Source organism: Pseudomonas sp. MH10, from assembly GCF_034353045.1.
In the GTDB taxonomy this organism is placed as follows: Bacteria; Pseudomonadota; Gammaproteobacteria; order Pseudomonadales; family Pseudomonadaceae; genus Aquipseudomonas.
Map to the genome: position 1 here is coordinate 5,086,776 of NZ_CP133783.1, position 20,736 is coordinate 5,107,511.

The 20,736-nt window shown below is 57.8% G+C and carries 19 protein-coding genes; 8 read left to right on the forward strand and 11 right to left on the reverse strand.

All coding sequences use genetic code 11. From position 1 onward, the window contains the following. Positions 1–4: 4 nt before the first annotated feature. From RHM59_RS22985 to RHM59_RS23020, 8 genes are all read right to left on the reverse strand, one after another. Complete coding sequence (locus tag RHM59_RS22985) at positions 5–1,123, reverse strand: succinylglutamate desuccinylase/aspartoacylase family protein (RefSeq protein WP_322185127.1); 1,119 nt, start codon at positions 1,121–1,123, stop codon at positions 5–7. Positions 1,124–1,131: 8 nt separating this feature from the next. Then, entirely contained in the window at positions 1,132–1,842 is a 711-nt protein-coding gene (locus RHM59_RS22990; protein ID WP_322185129.1) for an ABC transporter permease, read from the reverse strand. After that, on the reverse strand, positions 1,839–2,567 hold the full coding sequence (locus RHM59_RS22995; protein ID WP_322285492.1) for an ABC transporter permease: 729 nt from the start codon (positions 2,565–2,567) through the stop codon (positions 1,839–1,841). The genes RHM59_RS22990 and RHM59_RS22995 overlap by 4 nt, the downstream gene beginning before the upstream one ends. 81 nt (positions 2,568–2,648) lie before the next feature. Then, positions 2,649–3,431, reverse strand: coding sequence for a transporter substrate-binding domain-containing protein (locus tag RHM59_RS23000; RefSeq protein ID WP_322165783.1), 783 nt, complete (start codon positions 3,429–3,431; stop codon positions 2,649–2,651). Between the two features lie 340 nt (positions 3,432–3,771). Next, positions 3,772–5,493, reverse strand: a complete 1,722-nt coding sequence (locus RHM59_RS23005; protein WP_322285493.1) for an ATP-dependent DNA ligase — start codon at positions 5,491–5,493, stop codon at positions 3,772–3,774. Further along, positions 5,490–6,521: a ligase-associated DNA damage response exonuclease gene (locus RHM59_RS23010; protein WP_322285494.1), complete on the reverse strand. Its 1,032-nt coding sequence runs from the start codon at positions 6,519–6,521 to the stop codon at positions 5,490–5,492. The genes RHM59_RS23005 and RHM59_RS23010 overlap by 4 nt, the downstream gene beginning before the upstream one ends. Before the next feature lie 195 nt (positions 6,522–6,716). After that, positions 6,717–9,194, reverse strand: coding sequence for a penicillin acylase family protein (locus RHM59_RS23015; protein ID WP_322285495.1), 2,478 nt, complete (start codon positions 9,192–9,194; stop codon positions 6,717–6,719). Positions 9,195–9,379: 185 nt separating this feature from the next. After that, entirely contained in the window at positions 9,380–9,586 is a 207-nt protein-coding gene (locus RHM59_RS23020) for an SEC-C metal-binding domain-containing protein (RefSeq protein WP_322165778.1), read from the reverse strand. Positions 9,587–9,700: 114 nt separating this feature from the next. Between RHM59_RS23020 and RHM59_RS23025 the strand changes: the two genes are divergently transcribed. Then, positions 9,701–10,237: a hypothetical protein gene (locus RHM59_RS23025; protein ID WP_322165777.1), complete on the forward strand. Its 537-nt coding sequence runs from the start codon at positions 9,701–9,703 to the stop codon at positions 10,235–10,237. Positions 10,238–10,251: 14 nt separating this feature from the next. On the opposite strand, the gene RHM59_RS23030 is transcribed toward RHM59_RS23025, so the two are convergent. Both RHM59_RS23030 and RHM59_RS23035 read right to left on the reverse strand, forming a co-directional pair. Next, positions 10,252–10,725, reverse strand: coding sequence for a YchJ family protein (locus RHM59_RS23030; RefSeq protein WP_322165776.1), 474 nt, complete (start codon positions 10,723–10,725; stop codon positions 10,252–10,254). Positions 10,726–10,727: 2 nt separating this feature from the next. Continuing rightward, the gene (locus RHM59_RS23035; protein WP_322285496.1) at positions 10,728–11,225 is read right to left on the reverse strand and encodes a DUF6231 family protein; all 498 of its coding nucleotides are present in this window, start codon (positions 11,223–11,225) and stop codon (positions 10,728–10,730) included. Positions 11,226–11,393: 168 nt separating this feature from the next. Between RHM59_RS23035 and RHM59_RS23040 the strand changes: the two genes are divergently transcribed. The 4 genes from RHM59_RS23040 (at position 11,394) to RHM59_RS23055 (ending at position 14,123) form a co-directional block, all read left to right on the forward strand. Further along, complete coding sequence (locus RHM59_RS23040) at positions 11,394–12,104, forward strand: OmpA family protein (RefSeq protein WP_322165774.1); 711 nt, start codon at positions 11,394–11,396, stop codon at positions 12,102–12,104. Between the two features lie 89 nt (positions 12,105–12,193). Beyond that, positions 12,194–12,913 (forward strand): OmpA family protein, encoded by a 720-nt coding sequence (locus tag RHM59_RS23045; protein ID WP_322285497.1) that lies wholly within the window; start codon positions 12,194–12,196, stop codon positions 12,911–12,913. 168 nt (positions 12,914–13,081) lie between these two features. After that, positions 13,082–13,357, forward strand: coding sequence for a DUF1145 domain-containing protein (locus RHM59_RS23050; protein ID WP_322165772.1), 276 nt, complete (start codon positions 13,082–13,084; stop codon positions 13,355–13,357). After that, complete coding sequence (locus tag RHM59_RS23055) at positions 13,350–14,123, forward strand: collagen-like protein (RefSeq protein ID WP_322285498.1); 774 nt, start codon at positions 13,350–13,352, stop codon at positions 14,121–14,123. Before RHM59_RS23050 ends, RHM59_RS23055 begins: the two co-directional genes overlap by 8 nt. Positions 14,124–14,245: 122 nt before the next feature. On the opposite strand, the gene RHM59_RS23060 is transcribed toward RHM59_RS23055, so the two are convergent. Beyond that, positions 14,246–14,710: a CopD family protein gene (locus RHM59_RS23060; protein WP_322165770.1), complete on the reverse strand. Its 465-nt coding sequence runs from the start codon at positions 14,708–14,710 to the stop codon at positions 14,246–14,248. Positions 14,711–14,820: 110 nt separating this feature from the next. Here RHM59_RS23060 and dinG point away from each other — a divergent pair, with 110 nt between their 5' ends. The 3 genes from dinG (at position 14,821) to RHM59_RS23075 (ending at position 20,631) form a co-directional block, all read left to right on the forward strand. Continuing rightward, a complete protein-coding gene (gene dinG, locus RHM59_RS23065; protein ID WP_322285499.1) occupies positions 14,821–16,965 on the forward strand; it encodes an ATP-dependent DNA helicase DinG in 2,145 nt (714 codons plus the stop codon). 91 nt (positions 16,966–17,056) lie between these two features. Then, entirely contained in the window at positions 17,057–19,390 is a 2,334-nt protein-coding gene (locus tag RHM59_RS23070; protein WP_322285500.1) for a beta-galactosidase, read from the forward strand. A 95-nt stretch (positions 19,391–19,485) separates the two neighbouring features. Next, on the forward strand, positions 19,486–20,631 hold the full coding sequence (locus tag RHM59_RS23075) for a serine hydrolase domain-containing protein (protein ID WP_322185145.1): 1,146 nt from the start codon (positions 19,486–19,488) through the stop codon (positions 20,629–20,631). Positions 20,632–20,736: the final 105 nt, after the last annotated feature.

The window sequence follows — 20,736 nt, forward strand, 5'->3', positions numbered from 1 at the left end:
GTCCTTAAGGAGAGAGCAGGTAACCGCTACGGTAGGCTTCGGTGCCTGCAACGTGAGCGATGACCATGCCGGCGGTTGCCATGCGTCGCACGGAGCGCGCGTACAACAAACCGGGATTAAGAGTGTGGATCGGCGTTACCAGATCGGTGATCGGATCGATGATTTCAGCAATCAGCTGTCCGGCTTCCAGGTATTCGCCAGGCAAGGCACAAAACACCAGCAAACCACCCACGGGTGTTTCTACCGGCTCAACGGCTGCCAGTGGCGTTGCCGGGTATAGCAGCTCCGGCAGCAGCGTTGGTTCCCCGGCAATAACGCCGAAGTGCATGAGGTAGTTGATGAGTGCCTGACAGTCGCGACTGGCCAACGCGTGGCTAACATCGCACTGGCCGCGAAGCTCAAGGGTCACCGAAAAACTGCCCATTGGAATCTCGAAGCGCCCATCAAAGCGTTGCTGTAACTGCCACCAGAGCAGCGTGAAACATTCATCGAACGACTGCCCGCCAGAATCGGTGGCCAACAGGCTGGCCTGAGCGCCCAGGTAGCGCGACAGCGGTTCGACCAATGACCAGGCTTCTGGAGTGGTGTAAATATGTTCCACGGCTTCGAAGTCACAATGCAGGTCCAGCACCATGTCAGCGTCACACGCAAGCGTTTGCAGGGTGAGGCGCTGGGACTGCAGTTGAGTGCTGGCGACCTGCGCTTTCAACGCCGAGCGTAAACTGCTGCGGATCAATTCGAGATTGCGTTGTGGATCGTCGCCGAGCTGGGCTTCGACGTCATCCCCGACCTGTTGGCTGAGGTCTAGGAATCGGCGGTTGAAATTGTGCCCACTCTCCAGTTCATAGCGGCCCAGCGGGATGTCCATCAGCACTTGTTCGAGGCCGATGGGATTGGCCACCGGGACCACGACGATTTCGCCCAGCAGTCGCCCGGCGTTTTCCAGTTCAGCCAGCCGTTGTTTGACGTACCAGGCCACCAACATGCCGGGCAATTCGTCCGCATGCAGCGACGCCTGAATATAGACCTTGCGACCCGCATGCTCGGGGCCGTAATGAAAGCTGTGGATCTGCCGCGCGGTTCCCGGCAAGGGGGCGAGCATCTCGTGGGTTTGGTGGCGCATAAAGTGTCCTAGTGAGCCGGGCCGAGAAAGGCCAGCCAGCGGCGCTCGGCCAACCGGAACAGGCCAACCAAGGCAAAAGTGACAGTCAAGTATATGAGTGCGGCTATACCGAAAGACTGAAACGTCAAGAATGTCGCTGAGTTGGCATCCCTTGCGACCTTGAGAATGTCCGGCACGGTAGCTGTGAACGCCACGGTGGTCGAATGCAGCATCAAGATGACTTCGTTGCTGTAGAACGGCAGCGAGCGGCGCAGGGCTGACGGCATGATCACGTAGGCATAAAGTTTCCAGCCGGTGAGGCCGAAGGCTTTGGCCGCTTCGACTTCACCGTGAGCCATGCTGCGGATCGACCCGGCAAAAATCTCGGTGGTGTAAGCGCAGGTGTTCAACGCGAACGCGAGAATGGTGCAGTTCATGGCGTCGCGGAAAAACACATCGAGCAACGGCTGTGCACGAATCGCCGCGAGGCTGTAAATGCCGGTGTAGCAAATCAGCAGTTGGATATACAGCGGTGTTCCACGAAACAGGTAGGTGTAGAACTGCACCGGCAAGCGGATCCAGAACTTGGGTGAAACCCTGGCGATCGACAGCGGAATCGACACCACAAAACCAATGGCGATAGAGGCGCTCAGCAGCCACATGGTCATTGCCAGACCGGTGATGTGTTGGCCGTCGCTATAGAGGAAGGGCCGCCAATACTCTTGAAGAAGTTCGATCATCGTTGTGCCTCCCGGCTACCAGCGGCATAACGTCGTTCAGCCCAGCGCAGGACAATGTTCGAAGCGCTGGTGATCAGTAGGTAAATCAGCGCAGCCACGACTAGAAAGTAGAACAGCTCGTAGGTGCTTTTGCCCGCGTCTTGAGAGGCCTTGACCAGATCGGCGAGGCCAATGATCGAGACCAGTGCAGTGGCTTTGAGGATCACCATCCAGTTATTACCGATACCTGGCAGTGCGAAACGCATCATTTGCGGGAATACCACCACGCGAAACCGTTGGCTGCGGGTCAAGCCATAAGCGGTGGCGGCTTCAACTTGGCCGCGAGGCACGGAAAGAATGGCGCCCCGGAAGGTTTCGGTGAAATAGGCGCCGTAGATAAACCCCAGGGTGATCACCCCGGCGGCGAACGGGTCGATTTCGATGTAATCCCAGTCCATCATTTCAGTGAAACTGGTAAGCCAGGTTTGCAGGCTGTAGAAAATCAACAGCATCAGCACCAAGTCGGGCACGCCGCGGATCAAGGTGGTGTAGACCTGCGCGGGTATACGCAGCGCACGCAGACTGGACAATTTGCAGCTGGCGCCGATCAAGCCGAGGATCACGGAGACCAGCAGCGACAGAATTCCTAATTGGATGGTCATCCAGGTCCCTTGGAGCAGCAGGGGGCCAAAGCCTCTCAAGCTGAGGGCAGATAAACCAAGGTATTGCAGCCATTCGTCGAGCATGGATCAAGCCTTTTGCGGTCAAAAAAACGCCCATCGAAACGGGTGACGGATTCTCACCTGAAATCGATGGGCGTTGGGATGTTATTTACCGCTATACAGGTTCAGATCACCAAAGTGTTTTTTCTGGATTTCTTCGTATTTACCGTCAGCGTGTAACGCTTTGATACCTTTATCCAACAGTGCTTTGAGGTCTTTGTTACCTTTCGAGATACCAACGGCCGTTTTTGCAGGCAGCAGTGGATCAGTGATTGGCTTGGAAACTTCAAAACCAGCGCCTGCTGGTGACTTCAAAAAGCCCAGTTGGGCTTGCAGCATGTCTTGTACGGAAGCATCAAGACGACCGGAAGTCAGGTCCGCGTATACCTGATCCTGGTTGGCGTAGGCCTTGGTGGTCACACCAGCTTTGTCCAGAACGGCTTTGGCATAGGCTTCTTGAATCGTGCCTTGCTCATAGCCCACGGTCTTGCCTTTCAGGGTTGCCGGGTCGGAAGTGACGCCAGAACCTTTCTTGAAGACCAACGACGTTGGACCGGAAAACAGTTCGCTTGAGAAGTCGATAACCTTCTCACGGGCCTCTGTAACGGTCATCGACGAGATAACACCGTCGAATTTGTTGGCTTTCAAGCCTGGGATCATGCCGTCGAAATCGCTTTCAACCCATTTGCATTTCACTTTCAGCTCGGCGCAAATCGCATTGCCCAGATCGATATCGAAGCCTACCAGGCTGCCATCGGCTGCTTTTGATTCGAAAGGTGCATAAGAAGGATCGACGCCGAAGCGTAATTCCTTGTATTCCTTGGCCATTGCACTACCAGCGGCCAGACAAATAGCCAATGCGGAAAGGGTCAGCCATGCTTTTTTCATTGATCAGTCCTTAAAACCAAAATGAGCGTTGGGAACACGCGGATCTCTTGCTACCGGCAAGCGCCAGACGGTAAGAAGATAGCAATATTTGAACCAAAGAGACGAACGTGCGTTTTAAATGTACAGAGTTGTCGCAATCATGACTTTAGTGCTGAAACGCCCTGCTGGGGCGGGGAAACCTCGAACGCCAAGCATGAAACGATACGGTAGGAGCAGCGGGTTGGCGAGGCGACCCATCAGGCAAGCTGCGTTCGCCCATTCGCCGACAAGTCAGCTCCTACAGAAATGCGCTCATGCACAGAAATGGCGCGCTCAAAAATAAGCGCACTAAAATAGCGCATCACGCTTGGCTGAGCAAATCTTGTAGCGTCGATAAGCTGTCAGCCTCAGCCACTGATTTATCGTGGCGCCAGCGCAGCATCCTCGGGAAACGCACCGCAATCCCGCTTTTGTGCCGTTTCGACAAGGCGATCCCTTCAAAACCCAGTTCAAACACCAGGCTTGGGGTCACGCTGCGCACCGGGCCAAATTTTTCCACTGTGGTTTTACGGACAATCGCATCGACCTTGCGCATCTCTTCATCGGTCAGCCCGGAATAGGCTTTGGCGAACGGAACCAACATTCGTTCGCTGGCGTCGGGCGGCCCGTCCCAGACAGCGAAGGTGTAATCGCTGTACAGACTGGCGCGTCGACCGTGGCCGCGCTGGGCGTAGATCAACACGGCGTCGACGCTGAATGGATCGACTTTCCATTTCCACCAAACGCCCATGTCTTTGGTGCGACCCACGCCATATAACGCATCGCGCGCCTTGAGCATCATGCCCTCGACGCCGAGGCTGCGGGACGCTTCGCGTTGCCGGCCGAGGTCCATCCAGTCGCAACCCACCAGCACCGGCGACTGCAGCAAGACCGGGCTCTGGCATTCATGGAGCAATGCTTCGAGCTGGGTACGCCGTTCGTGTTGAGGACGGCTGCGCCAATCATGGCCTTGCCACTCCAGCAGGTCGTAGGCGAGAACCACTACCGGCACGTCCTGCAAAATCTTCTTACCTAATGTCTTGCGGCCGATCCGCTGCTGCAGCAAAGCGAAAGGTTGCACGGAGGGCTGAGCGCCGGCCCCGGTTTCTGGTGGTCCCAAGGCAAACGCCTCATCACCTTTTAGTTTTAGTTCGACTGCAGGCGCTTTCCAGACGACGATTTCGCCGTCGATCACTGTGCCGTCCGGCAAGCGCTGGCTGAGGCTGTGCAGTTCCGGGAAGCGATCGGTCACCAGTTCTTCGCCACGGGACCAGATCCATAAACGACCCTCGCGCTTGACCAATTGCGCGCGGATTCCGTCCCACTTCCATTCCACTTGCCAGTCTTCACACGGACCGAGCAGCGTTTCGAATTGATCCACCGGTTGCTGCAGGGGGTGAGCGAGGAAGAATGGATAGGGCTGGCCACCGCGCTGGGCGTGTTCATCGTCGGACTCAGCGGCAATCAACTTGAGGTAACCCTCGGCGCTGGGCCTGTGGGAAAGGTCGGTGTAACCCACCAGACGTTGGGCCACGCGCTTGCTGTCGATGTTAGCCAATGAAGCAAGCGCGCGGGTTATCAGCAGTTTAGAAACGCCCACTCTGAAACTGCCCGTAATCAATTTGATGCAGACCATCAGGCTAACGCGGTCGAGCTGCGCCCAATACCCTTCAAGCCGCAGCGCCAGTTCTTCAGGTGGCAGGCCGCGTAACGGTAACAAATAGTCTTCCATCCACGTCGCCAGGCCCGCATCAGAGCTGTGCCGAACCTCGGGAAGAATCAATGAAAGCGTCTCAGCCAAGTCGCCCACGGCTTGATAACTTTCCTCAAACAACCACTCAGGCAAGCCGGAAAGGGCCATCGCCTGTTCGCGCAGCAACCGAGTCGGCACCAATTGCCGAGGTCGGCCGCCGGACAGAAAGTACACAGCCCACGCGGCATCTTCAGGTGTGGCGGCAAGAAAGTAATCGCATAATGCGGCCAGCTTGGCGTTGCTCGACGTGGTGGCATCCAGGCGAGAATACAGGGCAGCGAAGGCTTTCATGCCGGGACCTCATGGGATTCGGGGGGGCCGAGTGCGAGGTCTTCGTCGTCGCCGTATTCAGTGCTGAACCCCTGAGCATCCAAGCCTTTTTCGCGCAGATAGCGTACCAATACGTTGACCGAACCATGGGTCACCATCACCCGCTCGGCGCCAGTTTGTTCAATAGCCCACAGCAACCCTGGCCAGTCGGCATGGTCCGAGAGCACAAAGCCCCGATCCACGCCACGCCGACGTCGAGTGCCGCGCAACATCATCCAGCCACTGGCAAATGCATCGCTGAGATCACCAAAACGCCGCATCCAGGTGCTGCCGCCGGCAGAGGGCGGAGCGAGAATCAATGCTTGGCGCAATAACGGGTCGGTCTTTTTAAAGTCGCCTGCGTAATGGGTTTCGGGAATACGAACACCGGCTTCGCGGTAGACCCGGTTCAGCGGTTCAATGGCGCCGTGGACCAGAATCGGACCGATGTCGGGATCAATGCCGTGCAGAATTCGCTGGGCTTTGCCGAAGGAATAACAGAACAACACACTGGCTTTGCCTAGCTCGATATTGCCGCGCCACCATTGGTTGACGTCAGCAAAGATCTCGGCCTGAGGCTGCCAGCGATAGATCGGCAGGCCGAAGGTGGATTCGGTGATGAAGGTGTGACAACGCACCGGTTCGAATGGCGCGCACGTGCCATCGGGCTCGACTTTGTAATCCCCCGAAGCGACCCATGTTTCGCCCTGATACTCGAGCCGAACCTGCGCCGAGCCGAGCACGTGCCCGGCCGGATGCAGGCTCAGTGTCACGCCGTGGTGGATGATTTTTTCGCCGTAATTCAGGGTTTGCAGGTTGATGTCCTGCCCCAGTCGCGCCCGTAAAATGCCTTCGCCGGGCGCCGCCGCCAGGTAATGATGGTTGCCGGTACGCGCGTGATCGCCATGACCATGGGTGATGACAGCACGCTGTACCGGGCGCCAAGGGTCGATATAAAAATCTCCCGGCGGGCAATACAAACCTTCGGGGCGCGCGATAACAAGGTCCATGGGATGACCAGAGCAATGGGCTTGTTAGTTATGAGGCGGCCGGTGGGAGGAAGTTCGCAACGTTGATATATCGCGTTCGTCGCACGCCATTGTAGGAGATAACTTGTTGGTGAGGCGATTTCACCTGACACACCGTATCAAGCCTCTCGCCAACAAGTTGGGTCATACAGGGGTCTCAAAAAGCTAAAAGGTGCCTTACTTCCCTGGCGTTAGCGTTAACCGTGCCTTGCCGTAGGCCCGTTCCAGGTTCTGCGGTTGCATCGGTATCGTCGTGTATTGCCCTTTGAGCCAGGGATCGATGCCGTCAGCGTAATGCGGGCTGGCCGGGTTGCCGGATTGGCCTGCGCTGTTTTGACTCATCATCGGCTCGGGTTGACCGAAGTCGATGATGATCCGCATGGCCGGTGTCAGCACGGTGTCGAAGTTTTGACCCCACGCATAGGCTGCCGAATTGATCGTGCTGTGATCACCTCCCGCTGGAATCGGACTGCGATTGGCCATTTGGGCGTTTTTCGCGGACCAGGTGTAGCGGTGCAGTTTGCCCCACTGCCAAGCCTTGTGATCAGCACCCAACTGGCTGTCGCCTGCGGTTATTGCGGCGGCCAGGCTGCGGGCGAGGATGGTTGGCTTGTCTTCTTTTTGCGGGGTTTTGATGTCATCCCAATACGGGCTGTCTTCGCGGCCCAGCAGGTGGTCTGCTTGCGCGGAGTAGGTGAAGCGGGCGTTTTCAACCAGCGCTTTCCAGGCCGGGCTGGTTTCCGGGCCCAGTTCGTCAAGGAAGATCTGCTTGGCGCTTTCTTGCAGGAACAGCTCGTACATCGCGGCGTCGGAAGAGGTTCTCGATAACTTGCCGTCGAAGGCGATCAAGCGGGCCAAGGCTTCTTGAGCCTTGCCGCGATCAGCCGCAGGCAGCGCATCGATGGCCTGTTTCAGCGGCTGGGCCATGCCAGGTGCCTGGAACATCTTCTTCAGCTTGGCGGCAAACGTCGTGGATTGGTCGTATTGCATGGCAATCATACTGCGGCTGTCTTGTTTGTCGGCGTTCAACAAATCAGCAACGCGTTCGGCGCGCTCCGGGTAGTTCCAGGAGTTGGACAGCTGCATGCCGTAGCCTTTCTGCATGGTGCGTTGGTTGGCGGTGCCAATCCAGCCTTGCCGTGGGTCCTGATCGTACGGATGCAGCATCGAGTCGGCGTAACCGTCCCAATCATAATGGCTGTCCCAGCCCGGCGATGGCAGCAAGCCTAAACCTTCGCGGCGGTTCGGGAAGCGTCCGGTGACTTGCCAGCCGACATGTTGGGCATCGGCGAACACAATGTTCAGGGCCATGGCACGAATTTCACGGATGGCGTCCGAGGCTTTGTCGACGTTTTGTGCGCGGGACAGGTTAAAGAACGCGTCCATGCTCTTGTCGTCTTTGAAGTCGGGTGTTTGCAGCGCCAGACCCAACCCGTTGCTCAATTGAACCGGTTGCTCTGGGCTGCTGCGCTCGCCCAGCGCGCTGTTGAGCAGTGGGCCGTGGCGGGTTTCGTAAATGGTTTCGCGAACCGCCCGCTCGCCTTTGATGAAGAACGTTTCGTTGCGCACCGAGGCCGGTTGCCACTTGCCGTCTACCAGATAGAGCAGCGTGTTGTTTTCGCGTTTGAGTTTCTCCAGAAATACGTCTTGGTTATCACCCATCGCTGTGGTCAAGCCCCAAGCCAGCTTGCCGTTGAAGCCAGACAGGATCAGCGGTAGGCCCGCGATGGACATCCCGGCCGCTTCAAATTTGGGGGCGCGGATCTGCACAAAACTCCACGCCGACGGTAAGGCGGCGGGCAGGTGCATATCGTTAGCCAGCAAACTTTTTCCGCTGCGGCTGCGCTGGGGAGCGACCACCCAGTTGTTCGAGGCCGCAACGCCGAGCATGTTCAGGTCGGACAGCTGCAGGGCGACCTTATTCAAATCACCCAGACCGGGGATTTGGCTCAGGTTCAGGCCTTTGAGTTTGTCGGTTTCGGCGACCGGCAGTTCTTCGTCAGGGTAGGTCGGGATCAGCCAGGCGAGTTTCTCCGCGCCGACCTTTTGCGCCAACACCAGCGACGAGAGCTCCTGTTGCAGGTTTACCGACATGCCGAAGTTCAGCAGGCTGAAAATCAGCGCCGAATCCTCAGGCTTCCAATATTCGGGGCGGTAACCGGCTGCCGTCAAATCGGCGGGCAGCTTGTCGCGATAACGAAACAGGTAGGCGTTGACGCCGCGTGCATAGACTTCGAAGAACCGTTTGAGGCGTGGCGATGAGCTGTTGTAAAGCTCACTGGCACTTTTCTTCAAGTTGACCGAACGCATGAAACGGTCAATTTCTAAGGCGCTGGGGCCTTCCAGTTCGGCCAATCGGCCTTGGGCGAGCAGGCGCATGCTGACCATTTGGCTGATGCGGTCGCTGGCGTGCACATAACCCAGGGTGAACAGCGCGTCATGAAAAGTATTGCTCTCGATCAGCGGCATACCGAGGTTGTTGCGGCGCACTGAGACGTTCTGCGCCAACCCTTTGATCGGAAACACACCACTGGACGGTGGCAGTGTATCGCTGCTGCCGCCGCCGAGCTGGCAACCACTCAAACTCAGGACACTGACCACTGCTGCGGCAACGCCGAACCGGGGAATAAAATTAAAAAGGGCTGGCGAGGCCATGGCAAAGCTCCTGCGAGGGCTGACGTTTTTTGATGGCGCTACGTTAGTGAGCGGGCACGCCACACGCAAGCAGCAATACCTCTGCAGGAGCCAACGTGTTGGCGAGGCGTTTGACGCGGTCCGCGTGAAACAATGCGGCGCGGCTTACATCGCGAACACGTTGGCTTCTACAGGCATTTAGTTGATCAAGCGCCGTGGCACTTTTTGAATTTTTTCTCGCTGCCGCAGGGGCAAGGATCATTGCGGCCGACGTCTTTCAGGGTGTTGCGCACGGGCTCTTGTGGTGCGTGGCCGCAATCTGGGCCGTGGACGTGAGCGTGTTGGTGGTCGTGGTGCTGATGATCGTGGTCGTGGGCGCAGTCAGGGCCGTGAACGTGGGTTTCCTGGTTCATCAAGGTCTCTCCGGAATAATTGGCGCGAATTATCTCGCCAATACGTGTCCGGTGCACGCATTCAAACCAGAATTATCGGCCATACTTGCACCTTGTGCCGTTGGAGCCTGTCCGATGAACCTCTATGAAATCGTCTTTAGTGGTCAGATTGTGCCCGGTGCGCTACGAGAGCGGGTCGAGGCAAACCTGATCACGTTGTTCCACGCCGATGAGCAGCGTATCGCGTTGTTGTTCTCAGGGCGGCGTCTGGTGCTCAAAAACAACCTCGATCAGGCCGCCGCGTTTAAGTACCGCTCGACCCTTGAGCGCGCCGGGGCGATTGTCGAGATAGTCGACATGCACCTCGACATGGAAGAAGTGGAACTGGCGCCACCGCCGGATGCTCCAGGTTTCTTCCGTCCTGCGCAGGTTAACCGTCGACTGCAGGTCGCACCGCGCGACGCCTATATGGCTGCATTTGTGGACGTGGATGCGCCCAATTATTCAGTCGCTGAAGTAGGGAGCGCGCTGCAAGAGCCAAAAGCCCCTGCGCCCGCACCCCGTCTTGACCTTTCGCAAATGAGTCTGGCTCCGGTGGGAAGTGACCTGCATGAGATCAAAAAACCACCCGCCGGCCCGGCGCCCGACACCTCACATCTAAAACTCTGCTGAGTCCATCGGTCGGGCTACGCGAGATAACCCGCACAGCATTTTTTGAATTTTTGCTCACTGCCGCAGGGGCACGCATCGTTGCGTCCTGCCTTGAGCGGCGCCGTGGGATCGATGAAATACCAGCGGCCTTGATTTTGGACGAATGCCGAGCGCTCACGATGGCTGTGTTCCCCTGCACCGTCGTGCCAGCGCGCGACGAAGGTCACGAAGGCATGCTCGGGTTTGCCGCCAAATACCTCGACGTGCTCCACGCCCAACCCTAGCCACGTGCTTCGCGCGCTCCAATCGCTGATGGACTGGCGGTCCAGGCTGGCTTGCTGCGCAGGCAGCGTCGTGCTCACCAAATAATCGATCAGCCCCAGCACGTAAGCGCTGTAACGCGAGCGCATCAACGCTTCTGCGCAGGGGGCGGGCAACCCGCCGTGATAATGCCCACAGCAGGCGTCCAGCAAATTTCCGCTGCCGCAGGGGCAGATCGCATTCGTCATGGCTACCACCAATACTTGCCAAAATTCTCCGGATTGGCCCAAAACTTCGCGTTCAGCCAATCGGGGACTTGTTTATAGTCACGCAGGTCGTAGGTGTACAGCGTCAGGACCTGCTCGTCTCGGGCAAAGCGTTCGCTGGCTTGCAATGCCAAGGAATAGAAGTCGGTATCTTGCCAGCCACACGCGTGCAGATCGGCTAATACGGCGATACGACTTGCGTTCAAATTACGGATCCCGCCCAGCAACTCTAACCCGGTGCGTTTGGGCAGGTGCTCCAGGCAATCCAGCGCCAGCGCCAGGTCAAAGCGTTGTGCGGCTAGCGCTGGCGGCAATGGGCCGGGCGTGGCGTGGGCTAATTCGGTAGCTGGATGAGCCGCTAAAAATGCTTCAAGCGCAGGGAAACTGCCGGCGCCGATCAACAAGAGGCGTTTAGGGGCGTATCGATCCAGCAATGCGGCCAGCGCTTGCTGCGGCGTGCGCGTAGAAAAGCCATCAGTCATCGAAATTCCTCAATTGAGCTGCAAGACTAGCGTGCCGTGACGTATTGGCCTAGCCCTGACGGCGCTGCTTCATCCGCAGCTTTTATGATGGCTAATTGGCGGACTGTGGAACTGACGTCTTTACTCCCACTGCATCGGTTTGGACCGATCCCATAGGAGATGAAGTCAATGAGTATGATTCGGGTGGCGTTACCTTTGATCCTGGTGACCAGTCTGTTGACTGGATGCGCGGGTTTGCAAAAGACCGATTGGCCTAAATGTGCCGCAGTCGGCGGGGTGGCTGGTGCCGGACTGGGGGCAATTCAGAATGCAACCTATGCCGGTTGGGGTGTGTTAATCGGCGGCGGTGTGGCAGCGGCGTATTGCTGGGTACATGGCGATGGCGACGAAGATGGCGACGGCGTGCCGGACAGCCGCGACAAGTGCCCAGGTACGCCTAAAGGTGTCAGTGTCGACGCCAATGGTTGCCCACCTGTTGTAGCACCAGCAGCGACCGAACCTACAGTGGTTGAAGAAGTCGTTGTGGTCAAAGAAGAGACGATCGTGATCAATGACGTCTACTTCAAGTTCGATTCGGCGCAATTAACGGCGGCAGACAAACAGAAACTTGATCTGATCAGTACCCGTCTGAAACGCGAAGCACCGAGCGCCCAGTTGCGCGTCAGTGGTCATACCGACAGCGTTGGCAGCGACAAGTACAACAAAACCCTCTCGCAAAAACGCGCGAAGTCGGTGACCGACTATCTGGTCAGCACTGGCATCGCGCGCAGCAGTTTTGTGGCAGTTGTCGGTGAAGGCGAAAGCCGACCTGTGGCCGATAACAAAACAGCCGAAGGGCGAGCACTGAATCGTCGCGTAGAGATCAAAATCAACCGATAAACGCCCGTATTCCGTGGCTTGTGTACTTAACGTTGTGCGTCTTTACTCCTGAGTGCCGGCATGGGCCGGTAACTCAGGAGCATTGACTTATGAGCGTATGCGCAAGAGCGGTACTTCCTTTCATTTTGGTCAGCGGTGTCCTTTCTGGTTGTGCGACCCACAGCGATGGTACGGCGCCGCTCAATCAACAAAATTGGCCCATTTGTAGTGTGATTGGTGGCTTGGTCGGAGGAGGGCTGGGTGCCATAGAAAGTGGTGCTTGGGCAGGTGGCGGCGCGGCACTGGGCGTGCTGGCCGGTGGCCTTATCTGTTTCGCCCAGGACGGTGACGAGGACGGGGATGGGGTGTTCGATCGTCGCGATACCTGTCCTCACACGCCTCCAAATACCCCCGTTGATAACAATGGCTGCCCACTCCCGCAATACCCTGCGACTGTCAAACCCCCAGAACCTGCACCGCCGGAGGTCATTACCCTCAGCGATGAGGGGGCCGTGCTGTTTGCGTTCGACAAGTACGAGCTGACGGCCTCAGCACGTGATCAATTAATCGCGATCATGGACACTCTGAAAAGCGCCGATGTAGTGAGCATCAAGGTGGTTGGTCATACCGACAGCAAGGGTTCTGTTGCCTACAACCAGAAGCTCTCCGAGCGTCGGGCCGCTGCCGTGGCAACGTTTTTGATCAGCCAGGGACTGCCGTCGGGGGAAATATCCACCCTAGGCATGGGTAAAACTCAACCGGTGGCGGACAACGCGACTGACGAGGGCCGAGCAAAAAACCGCCGCGTGGAGATACGCCTCAACCATTGAAGTTGATACTGCGTTACCTATACCGGGTCATGGTTGAACGCCGGCCCGGTTTTTTTGTGTCGCGGGTAGCGCCTCTAATCGGCGCACCTGAACATTTTTCAATGGTCGCTGGCAAAATTCGCGCGGTTGCCGTTACTGTGCGCAAAAGAATAACCGCCAGGGGCATGTATGAAGTTGTTTTGGGGTTTAGGGAAGATGTTGACGCTGGGTTTCTGGCTGGTAGTGCTGATTAATACGGTCATTGCATTGCCAAATCCGTTTGATTTATTGATCAACATGGCGGGCAGCTTGCTGCTGCTGACCCATTTGCTGGAGTTGATTTTGTTCAACGGCAGCCTGCGCGGACGGGCGCGGCCCTGGTTGGATCGTGGGCAGATTCTGCTGTTTGGCATTTTTCACATGCAGACCTTTTCCCGAGCGCCGGCGGAGGTTGCTCATGCGTAAACTTCGCTTGCTGGCGGTTGCATGCAGCGCCGCGATATTCACCCCGGTGGTCATGGCAGAGGCGGTGGTAGTTGAAGCGCATTCTCTGTTGCGTCTGCCCGTTAAAACCAGCGTCTTGCAACTCGACCGCCTTGAAGTCTCTGATTATGGGACTTTGCTGATCCCTGCAGGTGTCGACGAAGTCAGAGTCGGTGAATTGGTGTTGGGCCATGAAGCGCGCATCGCAATTATCCCCAGTGGACAAGGGTTCAACATGGTCGTCGGCCGTGGCGAACTGGCGTCTGGCAGCCAAATCACGGCTCGCGGTGCGCCCGGTACCTTTCTCAAACCCGCGTTGCCGGGTCGTAATTTGACCCTGCGCCTGGAAAACCTGAACGCTGATGAATTGTCGATCGATGCCCGTGGCGGTTCAGGCGCCCCTGGGTATTTCGGTCTGGATGGCGCCAACGGCGAAGACCCTGGTTGTTTATGGGGTGAAGCCAGTCGTGGTTTCAACGGCGACAACGGCAGCAACGGTCACGATGGCGCGCCGGGTGCACTGGTACGTCTTGAATTGCCCGCCGCATTTCCCGCCGAACACATCAAAGTGCTCGTCAACGGTGGAGTGGGAGGGCTAGCCGGTGCTGCGGGGTTGGCAGGCAAGGGTGGGGCCTCAAAGGGTTGCCTGGTTTATCGCGCAGATGGCGGCAAATCTGGCAGGCCAGGCCAACCGGGTCAGCCCGGTGCGCCGGGTCGCGATGGTTCGTTAACGGTACAGCGGTTGTAAGTCATAGACCTGTAGGAGCCAACAACGTGTTGGCGAAGGATCTTTGGCGAGGATGTGTCAGGTTGACCGCCTCGCCAACAAGCTGGCTCCTACGGGAATGTTTCAATGCTTGCCTGACGCCATCAAAACCCTGGCCGGCTCGCTGCTACGCCCACCAGCACCAACCCGACAATCAAATTAATCCCCACCAACCGGCGTATGCGCCCCAGCACTGCGGCGCCTTCTTGCCATTGTTCAGCCTCCACCGCACGGCGCAGTTCGGGTAGTTGCAGCGAGTAGATACGGATGAACAACGCCACCATCACCACATACAAACCCATCATGATTTGCACGTAACGCGGCGCGGTCTCAAAGCCTGAAAAGCGCTGGTTGATCATGCCAACCCCAGTGATCGGCAGCACCAATACCGCCACCCAAACCCAGAAAAAGAACCGAGGAAACACCTGGACCCACAATTTAAGCCGATTGGGACCCTCCAATGCCGCACCCACCGCCGGGCGCAGGACCATCCAAGCGAAAAACATGCCGCCGACCCAGACCAGGGCCGCCAGCACATGCAGCGTGTAAACAAGGGCAAAAGCTGTCATTCGGTACTCCGATCTGCGCGGGATGATTTAGCGCGGTATGATAGCCGTCTCTTAGAAACACTGAAAATTTATCCAGCACTTTTAACCCGATTCGTAGCGCCCCGAAGCCCATGATCAGTAACGAACTCAAATCCCAGATTCAGGGCGCTTATTCGCGTTTCCTCGAAGCCAAGAGCCTGAAGCCGCGTTATGGCCAGCGTTTGATGATCGCCGAGATCGCCAAAGTGCTCGGCGATATCGACACCGATGAAGAAGGTCGACGCTCGGGCGATCCGGCTGTGGTCGCGGTCGAAGCGGGCACTGGTACCGGTAAAACGGTTGCCTACGCCATCGCCGCGATCCCCACGGCGAAGGCGGCCGGCAAACGTTTGGTAATTGCCACAGCGACCGTCGCGCTGCAAGAGCAGATCGTCTACAAGGATCTGCCGGACCTGATGCGCAACAGCGGGCTTAACTTCACGTTTGCCTTGGCCAAAGGGCGCGGCCGTTACATGTGCCTGTCCAAACTCGACATGCTGTTGCAAGAAGGCAACGCGCAAACCGCCACTGCCCAGCTGTTTGAAGAGGAAGGCTTCAAGATCGAAGTCGACGAGGCCAGTCAGAAGCTGTTCACCAGCATGATCGAAAAGCTTGCTGGCAATAAGTGGGACGGCGACCGCGACAGCTGGCCGCAAGCCCTGGAAGATCAAGACTGGGCGCGGGTCACCACTGACCACAGTCAATGCACCAACCGCCATTGCCCAAACTTTCAGCAGTGCGCCTTTTACAAGGCCCGCGAGGGGATGGGCAAGGTCGATGTCATCGTCACCAACCACGACATGGTCCTTGCTGATCTGGCACTGGGAGGCGGGGCGGTATTGCCTGATCCGCGTGAAACGCTTTACGTGTTCGACGAAGGGCATCACCTGCCTGACAAGGCCATCGGCCATTTCGCTCACTACACCCGCCTGCGCTCTACCTCGGATTGGCTGGAACAAACCGCGAAAAACCTGACCAAACTGTTGGCCCAACACCCGTTGCCGGGCGATCTGGGCAAATTGATCGAACAGGTTCCGGAGCTGGCGCGGGAGATCAAAACCCAGCAGCAATTCATGTTCGCCGCTTGCGAACAACTGGCCGACTTCAAACCCGGTGAAGACATGCAGGGCCGTGAGCGGCCGCGTCATCGCTTTATCGGAGGGTTGGTGCCTGAGCACATGCGTGAGATGGGCGCAGAGCTGAAAAAAGGCTTCGCCCGACTCGATGATCTGTTCACCCGCCTGACCGAATTGCTCAAGACCGGCATGGACGGCGAGGTGAACATCGGCATCGCCAGTCACCAGGCTGAGGAATGGTATCCGTTGTTCGGCAGCTTGTTGGCCCGGGCTCACGGTAACTGGGAACTGTGGACGGCGTTCACGGTTGAAGACCCCGAAGACAGTCCGCCCATGGCGCGCTGGCTGACCTTGGCCGACAGCGGCTCGTTGTTCGACATCGAGGTCAACGCCAGCCCGATTCTGGCGGCGGAAATGCTTCGCCGTAACCTTTGGAACGTCGCCTATGGCGCCTTGGTCACCTCGGCGACCTTGACCGCGTTGGGCAAGTTCGACCGCTACCGCATGCGCGCCGGGTTACCCAAAGGCGCCGTCACGGCGGTTGTCCCAAGCCCGTTTCACCATGCCGACGCCGGCGTGTTGCGGGTGCCGGACCTCAAGGCCGACCCTCGCGACGCGGTAGCGCATACCGCCGCGATCATTCGTGAGCTGCCGAGGTTGGTCGAGGGTTCACGAGGTACGCTGGTCTTGTTTTCCTCGCGCAAACAGATGCAAGACGTCTTCGACGGCCTTGAGCGCGACTGGCGTAAACAAGTGTTCATTCAGGGCAATCTGTCCAAGCAGGAAACCCTGAACAAGCACAAGGCCCGGGTCGACAGCGGTGAGTCCAGCGTACTGTTCGGACTGGCCAGTTTCGCCGAAGGGGTCGATTTACCCGGTGCTTATTGCGAACACGTGGTAATTGCAAAAATCCCGTTCGCTGTCCCGGATGATCCTGTTGAGGCGGCGTTGGCGGAGTGGATCGAAGCCCGTGGAGGCAATCCGTTCATGGAAATCGCTGTGCCGGATGCTTCATTGCGTTTGGTCCAAGCGTGCGGCCGGTTGCTGCGCACAGAAGAAGATCGCGGCACCATCACGCTGCTCGACCGGCGGGTAGTCACTCAGCGTTACGGCAAGGCAATCCTTAACGCGCTACCGCCGTTCCGTCGCGAAATTTCCTGAGTCACCGTGGGCCTCATTCGCACCGGACCGGGTCTTACCTCGGTCCGGCGTGTGACCGTTCTTATAACGGGTCGTTAAAGGAACCAAACACATGATTCGCCGTTCGCTGTCCTCGGTATTAGCGCTTGTTTTTTCCGGTCCGCTGTTGGCTGCGACCGAAGGGCAGCAGACGTTGTTCAACTTCGTTCGCCCTGCCGATGTGGTTCAAATCACCACACAAGACGCCAGCCTGCCGCAATCCAACGCTGAGCAAACCGCCGAGGGCGAAGTGTTGCGCCGCGTCACCTTCAATCCTGTGGCACGTCCGAGCTTGCGCTTGGCGCCTGAATCCGGTTCGTGGAATTGGTCTGACGACAGCAGCATGACGTTGCGCGTTCAAAGCGCCATGGACTGGGCCCTGACCCTTGATGTTCAGATCCAGAGCGCTGACGGCAGCGTGATCAACAGTCGGGTCGATTTGCCCGCTGGACCTGCCCAAACGGTGTACATCCCATTGCAAGCCAGTTCGCCGCTAAGTCAGGGCATGTTCGCTGGACCGCCGATGCCTTGGACCTACGACGGTCAGCGTGTATTACTGGCCGATGCCCAGGGCAAACTGGACCGCAGCAAGGTGGTTTCGGTGACCTTATCGATGAACCAGCCGGACGTAGCCCAGAGCATCCTGCTGGAGCGTTTCGGCGTGCAGGAAGGTGACGTCATTCAGAACGCCGCTTACGCCAATATCGTCGATGGTTATGGCCAGTTCACGCGCAGCAAGTGGCCTGAGAAAGTCGTCAGCGATGAACAGCTCAAAGCGGCGTCGGTCAAGGAGCACCAGCAGCTTAAAACTTGGCTCGCCGATCGGCCTAAGCAAGACAAATACGGCGGCTGGCTCGGCGGTCCAAGTTTCGAAGCCAGGGGTTTTTTCCGTACTGAAAAACTCAATGGACGCTGGTACCTGATCACCCCCGAAGGCCATCCGTTTTATTCGTTGGGTGTGAACGCGGTCACCGCAGCCGACAGTCGTACTTATGTCGAAGGCCGAGAATCGATGTTTTCGGCATTACCCACCGACGTTGATCCGTTGGCCATCTTTTACGGCAAGGATGACAACCGCCGCAACGCTGGGGCCAACGGTGCGCGTGCTTTTGCTCATGGTAAATGGTTCGATTTTTATGGCGCAAACCTGCAGCGCACCAACGGCCAGGAAAAGTGCGTCAGCGCCGTTGCGGCTGATCAAACGGTAGCCGCCAAGGTCAGCGCTCAGTGTGCGTCACCGGCATTCGACGCCAAACGTTGGACCGCTCACACCCTTGATCGCTTGCAGGCCTGGGGCTTCAACACCATTGGCAATTGGAGTGACCCAGAGTTGGGGGGCAATGAGCGCGTGCCGTATACCTTGCCGCTGTCTATCGTCGGCGACTACAACAGCATCAGCACCGGGGTCGACCGTTGGGGTGGCATGCCCGACCCATTCGACCCGCGCTTCGCCATGGCCACCGAGCGCGCGGTCGCCATTGCTGCCCGAGATCATCGTGATGACCCATGGCTGGTGGGTTATTTCGCGGACAACGAACTGGCGTGGGCCGGTGATGGTAATGACCCCAAATCCCGCTATGCGCTGGCGTACGGCACGCTGAAAATGAGCACGGATGCGCCGGCCAAACGTGCGTTCCTCAAACAGCTGCGTGACAAGTATCGCAATCGGCAGGGGTTGTCGAAAGCCTGGGGTATCGACTTGCCCGCGTGGGAATTGCTGGAGGACCCAGGCTTCCAGCCGCCATTGCCAAGCGCCGATCACCCGGAGATCGAAGCTGATTTCAAAAACTTCCAAAAGGCGTTCGCCGACACCTACTTCAAAACCATCTCCGACTCCTTGAAGTGGCACGCGCCCAATCATCTGTTATTGGGAGGCCGCTTCTCGGTCAGTACCCCCGAGGCCGTGGCGTCGTGCGCCCAATATTGCGATGTGCTGAGCTTCAATTTTTATACGCTCAAACCTCAAGACGGTTACGACTTCGCTAAGCTGCGTGAGTTGGACAAGCCGGTGCTGATCGGCGAATTCCACTTCGGTTCACGCGATCGCGGCCCATTTTGGGCTGGCGCGATAGAAGTGCCCAGGGAAGAAGACCGTGGCCCGGCTTACGCCAACTTCCTGAAACAGGCGCTGGCTGAGCCTTCAATTGTGGGTGTGCATTGGTTCGAGTACGTCGATCAGCCGGTCACGGGTCGTTTGCTCGACGGAGAAAATGGTCACGTGGGCCTCGTTGGCATCACCGACGTACCGTTTCAGGGCTTCGTTGAAGCCGTGCGCAAAGCCAATGTTCAAGTTCCCGTCACGCTAAACAAAGAAACGCGAGCGAACGGCGCGGATAAAACCCAGGCGCATACAACCCCCTTAGAACCGGAAATCGGGGCCGAAGATGATGCCGATGGCACACGTTAATCGTCGCCATCACGCTTGAGTCTGTTCCCAAAGCGCTCAATCGCTGGAACAATGCGCGTCAACAGTTGAAACAGTCATTTCGGGGGAGCGGGCGCGTGCAGATTCAGGGTCATTTCGAGCTTAAATTTGAAGCGGTGCGGGAAGCTTTCGCCGCTCTCTTCGATGACCCTCAAGAGCGCGGTGGCGCGTTGTGTATTCAGATTGGCGGCGAAACCGTTGTCGATCTCTGGGCCGGCACGGCGGACAAGGACGGTGCTGAGGCTTGGCACAGCGACACCATTGCCAATGTCTTTTCCTGCACCAAACCCTTTACCGCTGTTACCGCGCTGCAATTGGTGGGTGAAGGCAAGTTGCACTTGGACGACCCGGTCGCCCACCTTTGGCCTGAGTTCGCAGCTGCCGGTAAAGATAAAATTACGCTGCGTCAGTTGCTTTGCCATCAGGCGGGTTTACCAGCGTTGCGTGAAATGTTGCCTGCCGAAGCGCTTTATGACTGGCACACCATGACCCACGCGCTGGCCGCTGAAGAACCGTGGTGGACGCCGGGTCATGGCCACGGTTATGCCGCCATGACCTATGGCTGGTTGGTCGGCGAGATGCTGCGCCGTGCCGACGGGCGAGGGCCTGGAGAGTCCATCGCGGCCCGTATCGCCGAACCCTTGGGGCTCGATTTTCATGTCGGGCTGGCGGATGAAGAGTTTTACCGTGTTGCGCACATTGCGCGTGGCAAGGGTAATCCGGGGGACGCTGCCGCGCAGCGTCTGTTGCAAACCACTATGCGCGAACCCTCTTCCATGACCGCGCGGGCGTTTACCAACCCGCCGTCGATCATGACCAGCACCAACAAACCGGAGTGGCGGCGCATGCAACAACCTGCGGCCAATGGTCACGGCAATGCTCGCAGTCTTGCAGGCTTTTACACCGGATTGCTTGACGGTCGGTTACTCGAAGCCGAGTTGCTAGGCGAGCTGACTCGCGAACACAGTGCGGGCCTGGATAAAACCCTGCTGACGCCCACCCGCTTTGGCCTTGGCTGCATGCTCGACCAACCGCAGGTGCCAAATGCGACCTACGGTCTTGGGCCTAAAGCCTTCGGTCATCCCGGCGCTGGCGGGTCGATAGGATTTGCGGACCCTGAGCGCGAGGTGGCGTTTGGTTTTGTCACCAACACGCTTGGGCCTTACGTATTGATGGACCCGCGCGCACAATCGCTGGCGCGCGTATTGGCGAGCTGTTTTTAGCCGATGGTCAGTTAACTTGGCGTTCAAGGAACTGGGTGGAGTATTTTGTTTTCAAATTGTCTGTTTATACGAGCTTATTCAAAGCTTTATTTCTGCTTTTTCACG

Bases quoted from the DNA above. Each gene is read 5' to 3' on its own strand.
- RHM59_RS23020 (WP_322165778.1), bottom strand. From the start codon at position 9,586: ATGAACCAGGAAACCCACGTTCACGGCCCTGACTGCGCCCACGACCAC.
- RHM59_RS23055 (WP_322285498.1), top strand. From the start codon at position 13,350: ATGCGTAAACTTCGCTTGCTGGCGGTTGCATGCAGCGCCGCGATATTC.
- RHM59_RS22995 (WP_322285492.1), bottom strand. From the start codon at position 2,567: ATGCTCGACGAATGGCTGCAATACCTTGGTTTATCTGCCCTCAGCTTG.
- RHM59_RS23025 (WP_322165777.1), top strand. From the start codon at position 9,701: ATGAACCTCTATGAAATCGTCTTTAGTGGTCAGATTGTGCCCGGTGCG.
- RHM59_RS23070 (WP_322285500.1), top strand. From the start codon at position 17,057: ATGATTCGCCGTTCGCTGTCCTCGGTATTAGCGCTTGTTTTTTCCGGT.
- RHM59_RS22990 (WP_322185129.1), bottom strand. From the start codon at position 1,842: ATGATCGAACTTCTTCAAGAGTATTGGCGGCCCTTCCTCTATAGCGAC.
- RHM59_RS23045 (WP_322285497.1), top strand. From the start codon at position 12,194: ATGAGCGTATGCGCAAGAGCGGTACTTCCTTTCATTTTGGTCAGCGGT.
- RHM59_RS23040 (WP_322165774.1), top strand. From the start codon at position 11,394: ATGAGTATGATTCGGGTGGCGTTACCTTTGATCCTGGTGACCAGTCTG.
- RHM59_RS23000 (WP_322165783.1), bottom strand. From the start codon at position 3,431: ATGAAAAAAGCATGGCTGACCCTTTCCGCATTGGCTATTTGTCTGGCC.
- RHM59_RS23030 (WP_322165776.1), bottom strand. From the start codon at position 10,725: ATGACGAATGCGATCTGCCCCTGCGGCAGCGGAAATTTGCTGGACGCC.
- RHM59_RS23035 (WP_322285496.1), bottom strand. From the start codon at position 11,225: ATGACTGATGGCTTTTCTACGCGCACGCCGCAGCAAGCGCTGGCCGCA.
- RHM59_RS23050 (WP_322165772.1), top strand. From the start codon at position 13,082: ATGAAGTTGTTTTGGGGTTTAGGGAAGATGTTGACGCTGGGTTTCTGG.
- RHM59_RS23015 (WP_322285495.1), bottom strand. From the start codon at position 9,194: ATGGCCTCGCCAGCCCTTTTTAATTTTATTCCCCGGTTCGGCGTTGCC.
- RHM59_RS22985 (WP_322185127.1), bottom strand. From the start codon at position 1,123: ATGCGCCACCAAACCCACGAGATGCTCGCCCCCTTGCCGGGAACCGCG.
- dinG (WP_322285499.1), top strand. From the start codon at position 14,821: ATGATCAGTAACGAACTCAAATCCCAGATTCAGGGCGCTTATTCGCGT.
- RHM59_RS23060 (WP_322165770.1), bottom strand. From the start codon at position 14,710: ATGACAGCTTTTGCCCTTGTTTACACGCTGCATGTGCTGGCGGCCCTG.
- RHM59_RS23005 (WP_322285493.1), bottom strand. From the start codon at position 5,493: ATGAAAGCCTTCGCTGCCCTGTATTCTCGCCTGGATGCCACCACGTCG.
- RHM59_RS23010 (WP_322285494.1), bottom strand. From the start codon at position 6,521: ATGGACCTTGTTATCGCGCGCCCCGAAGGTTTGTATTGCCCGCCGGGA.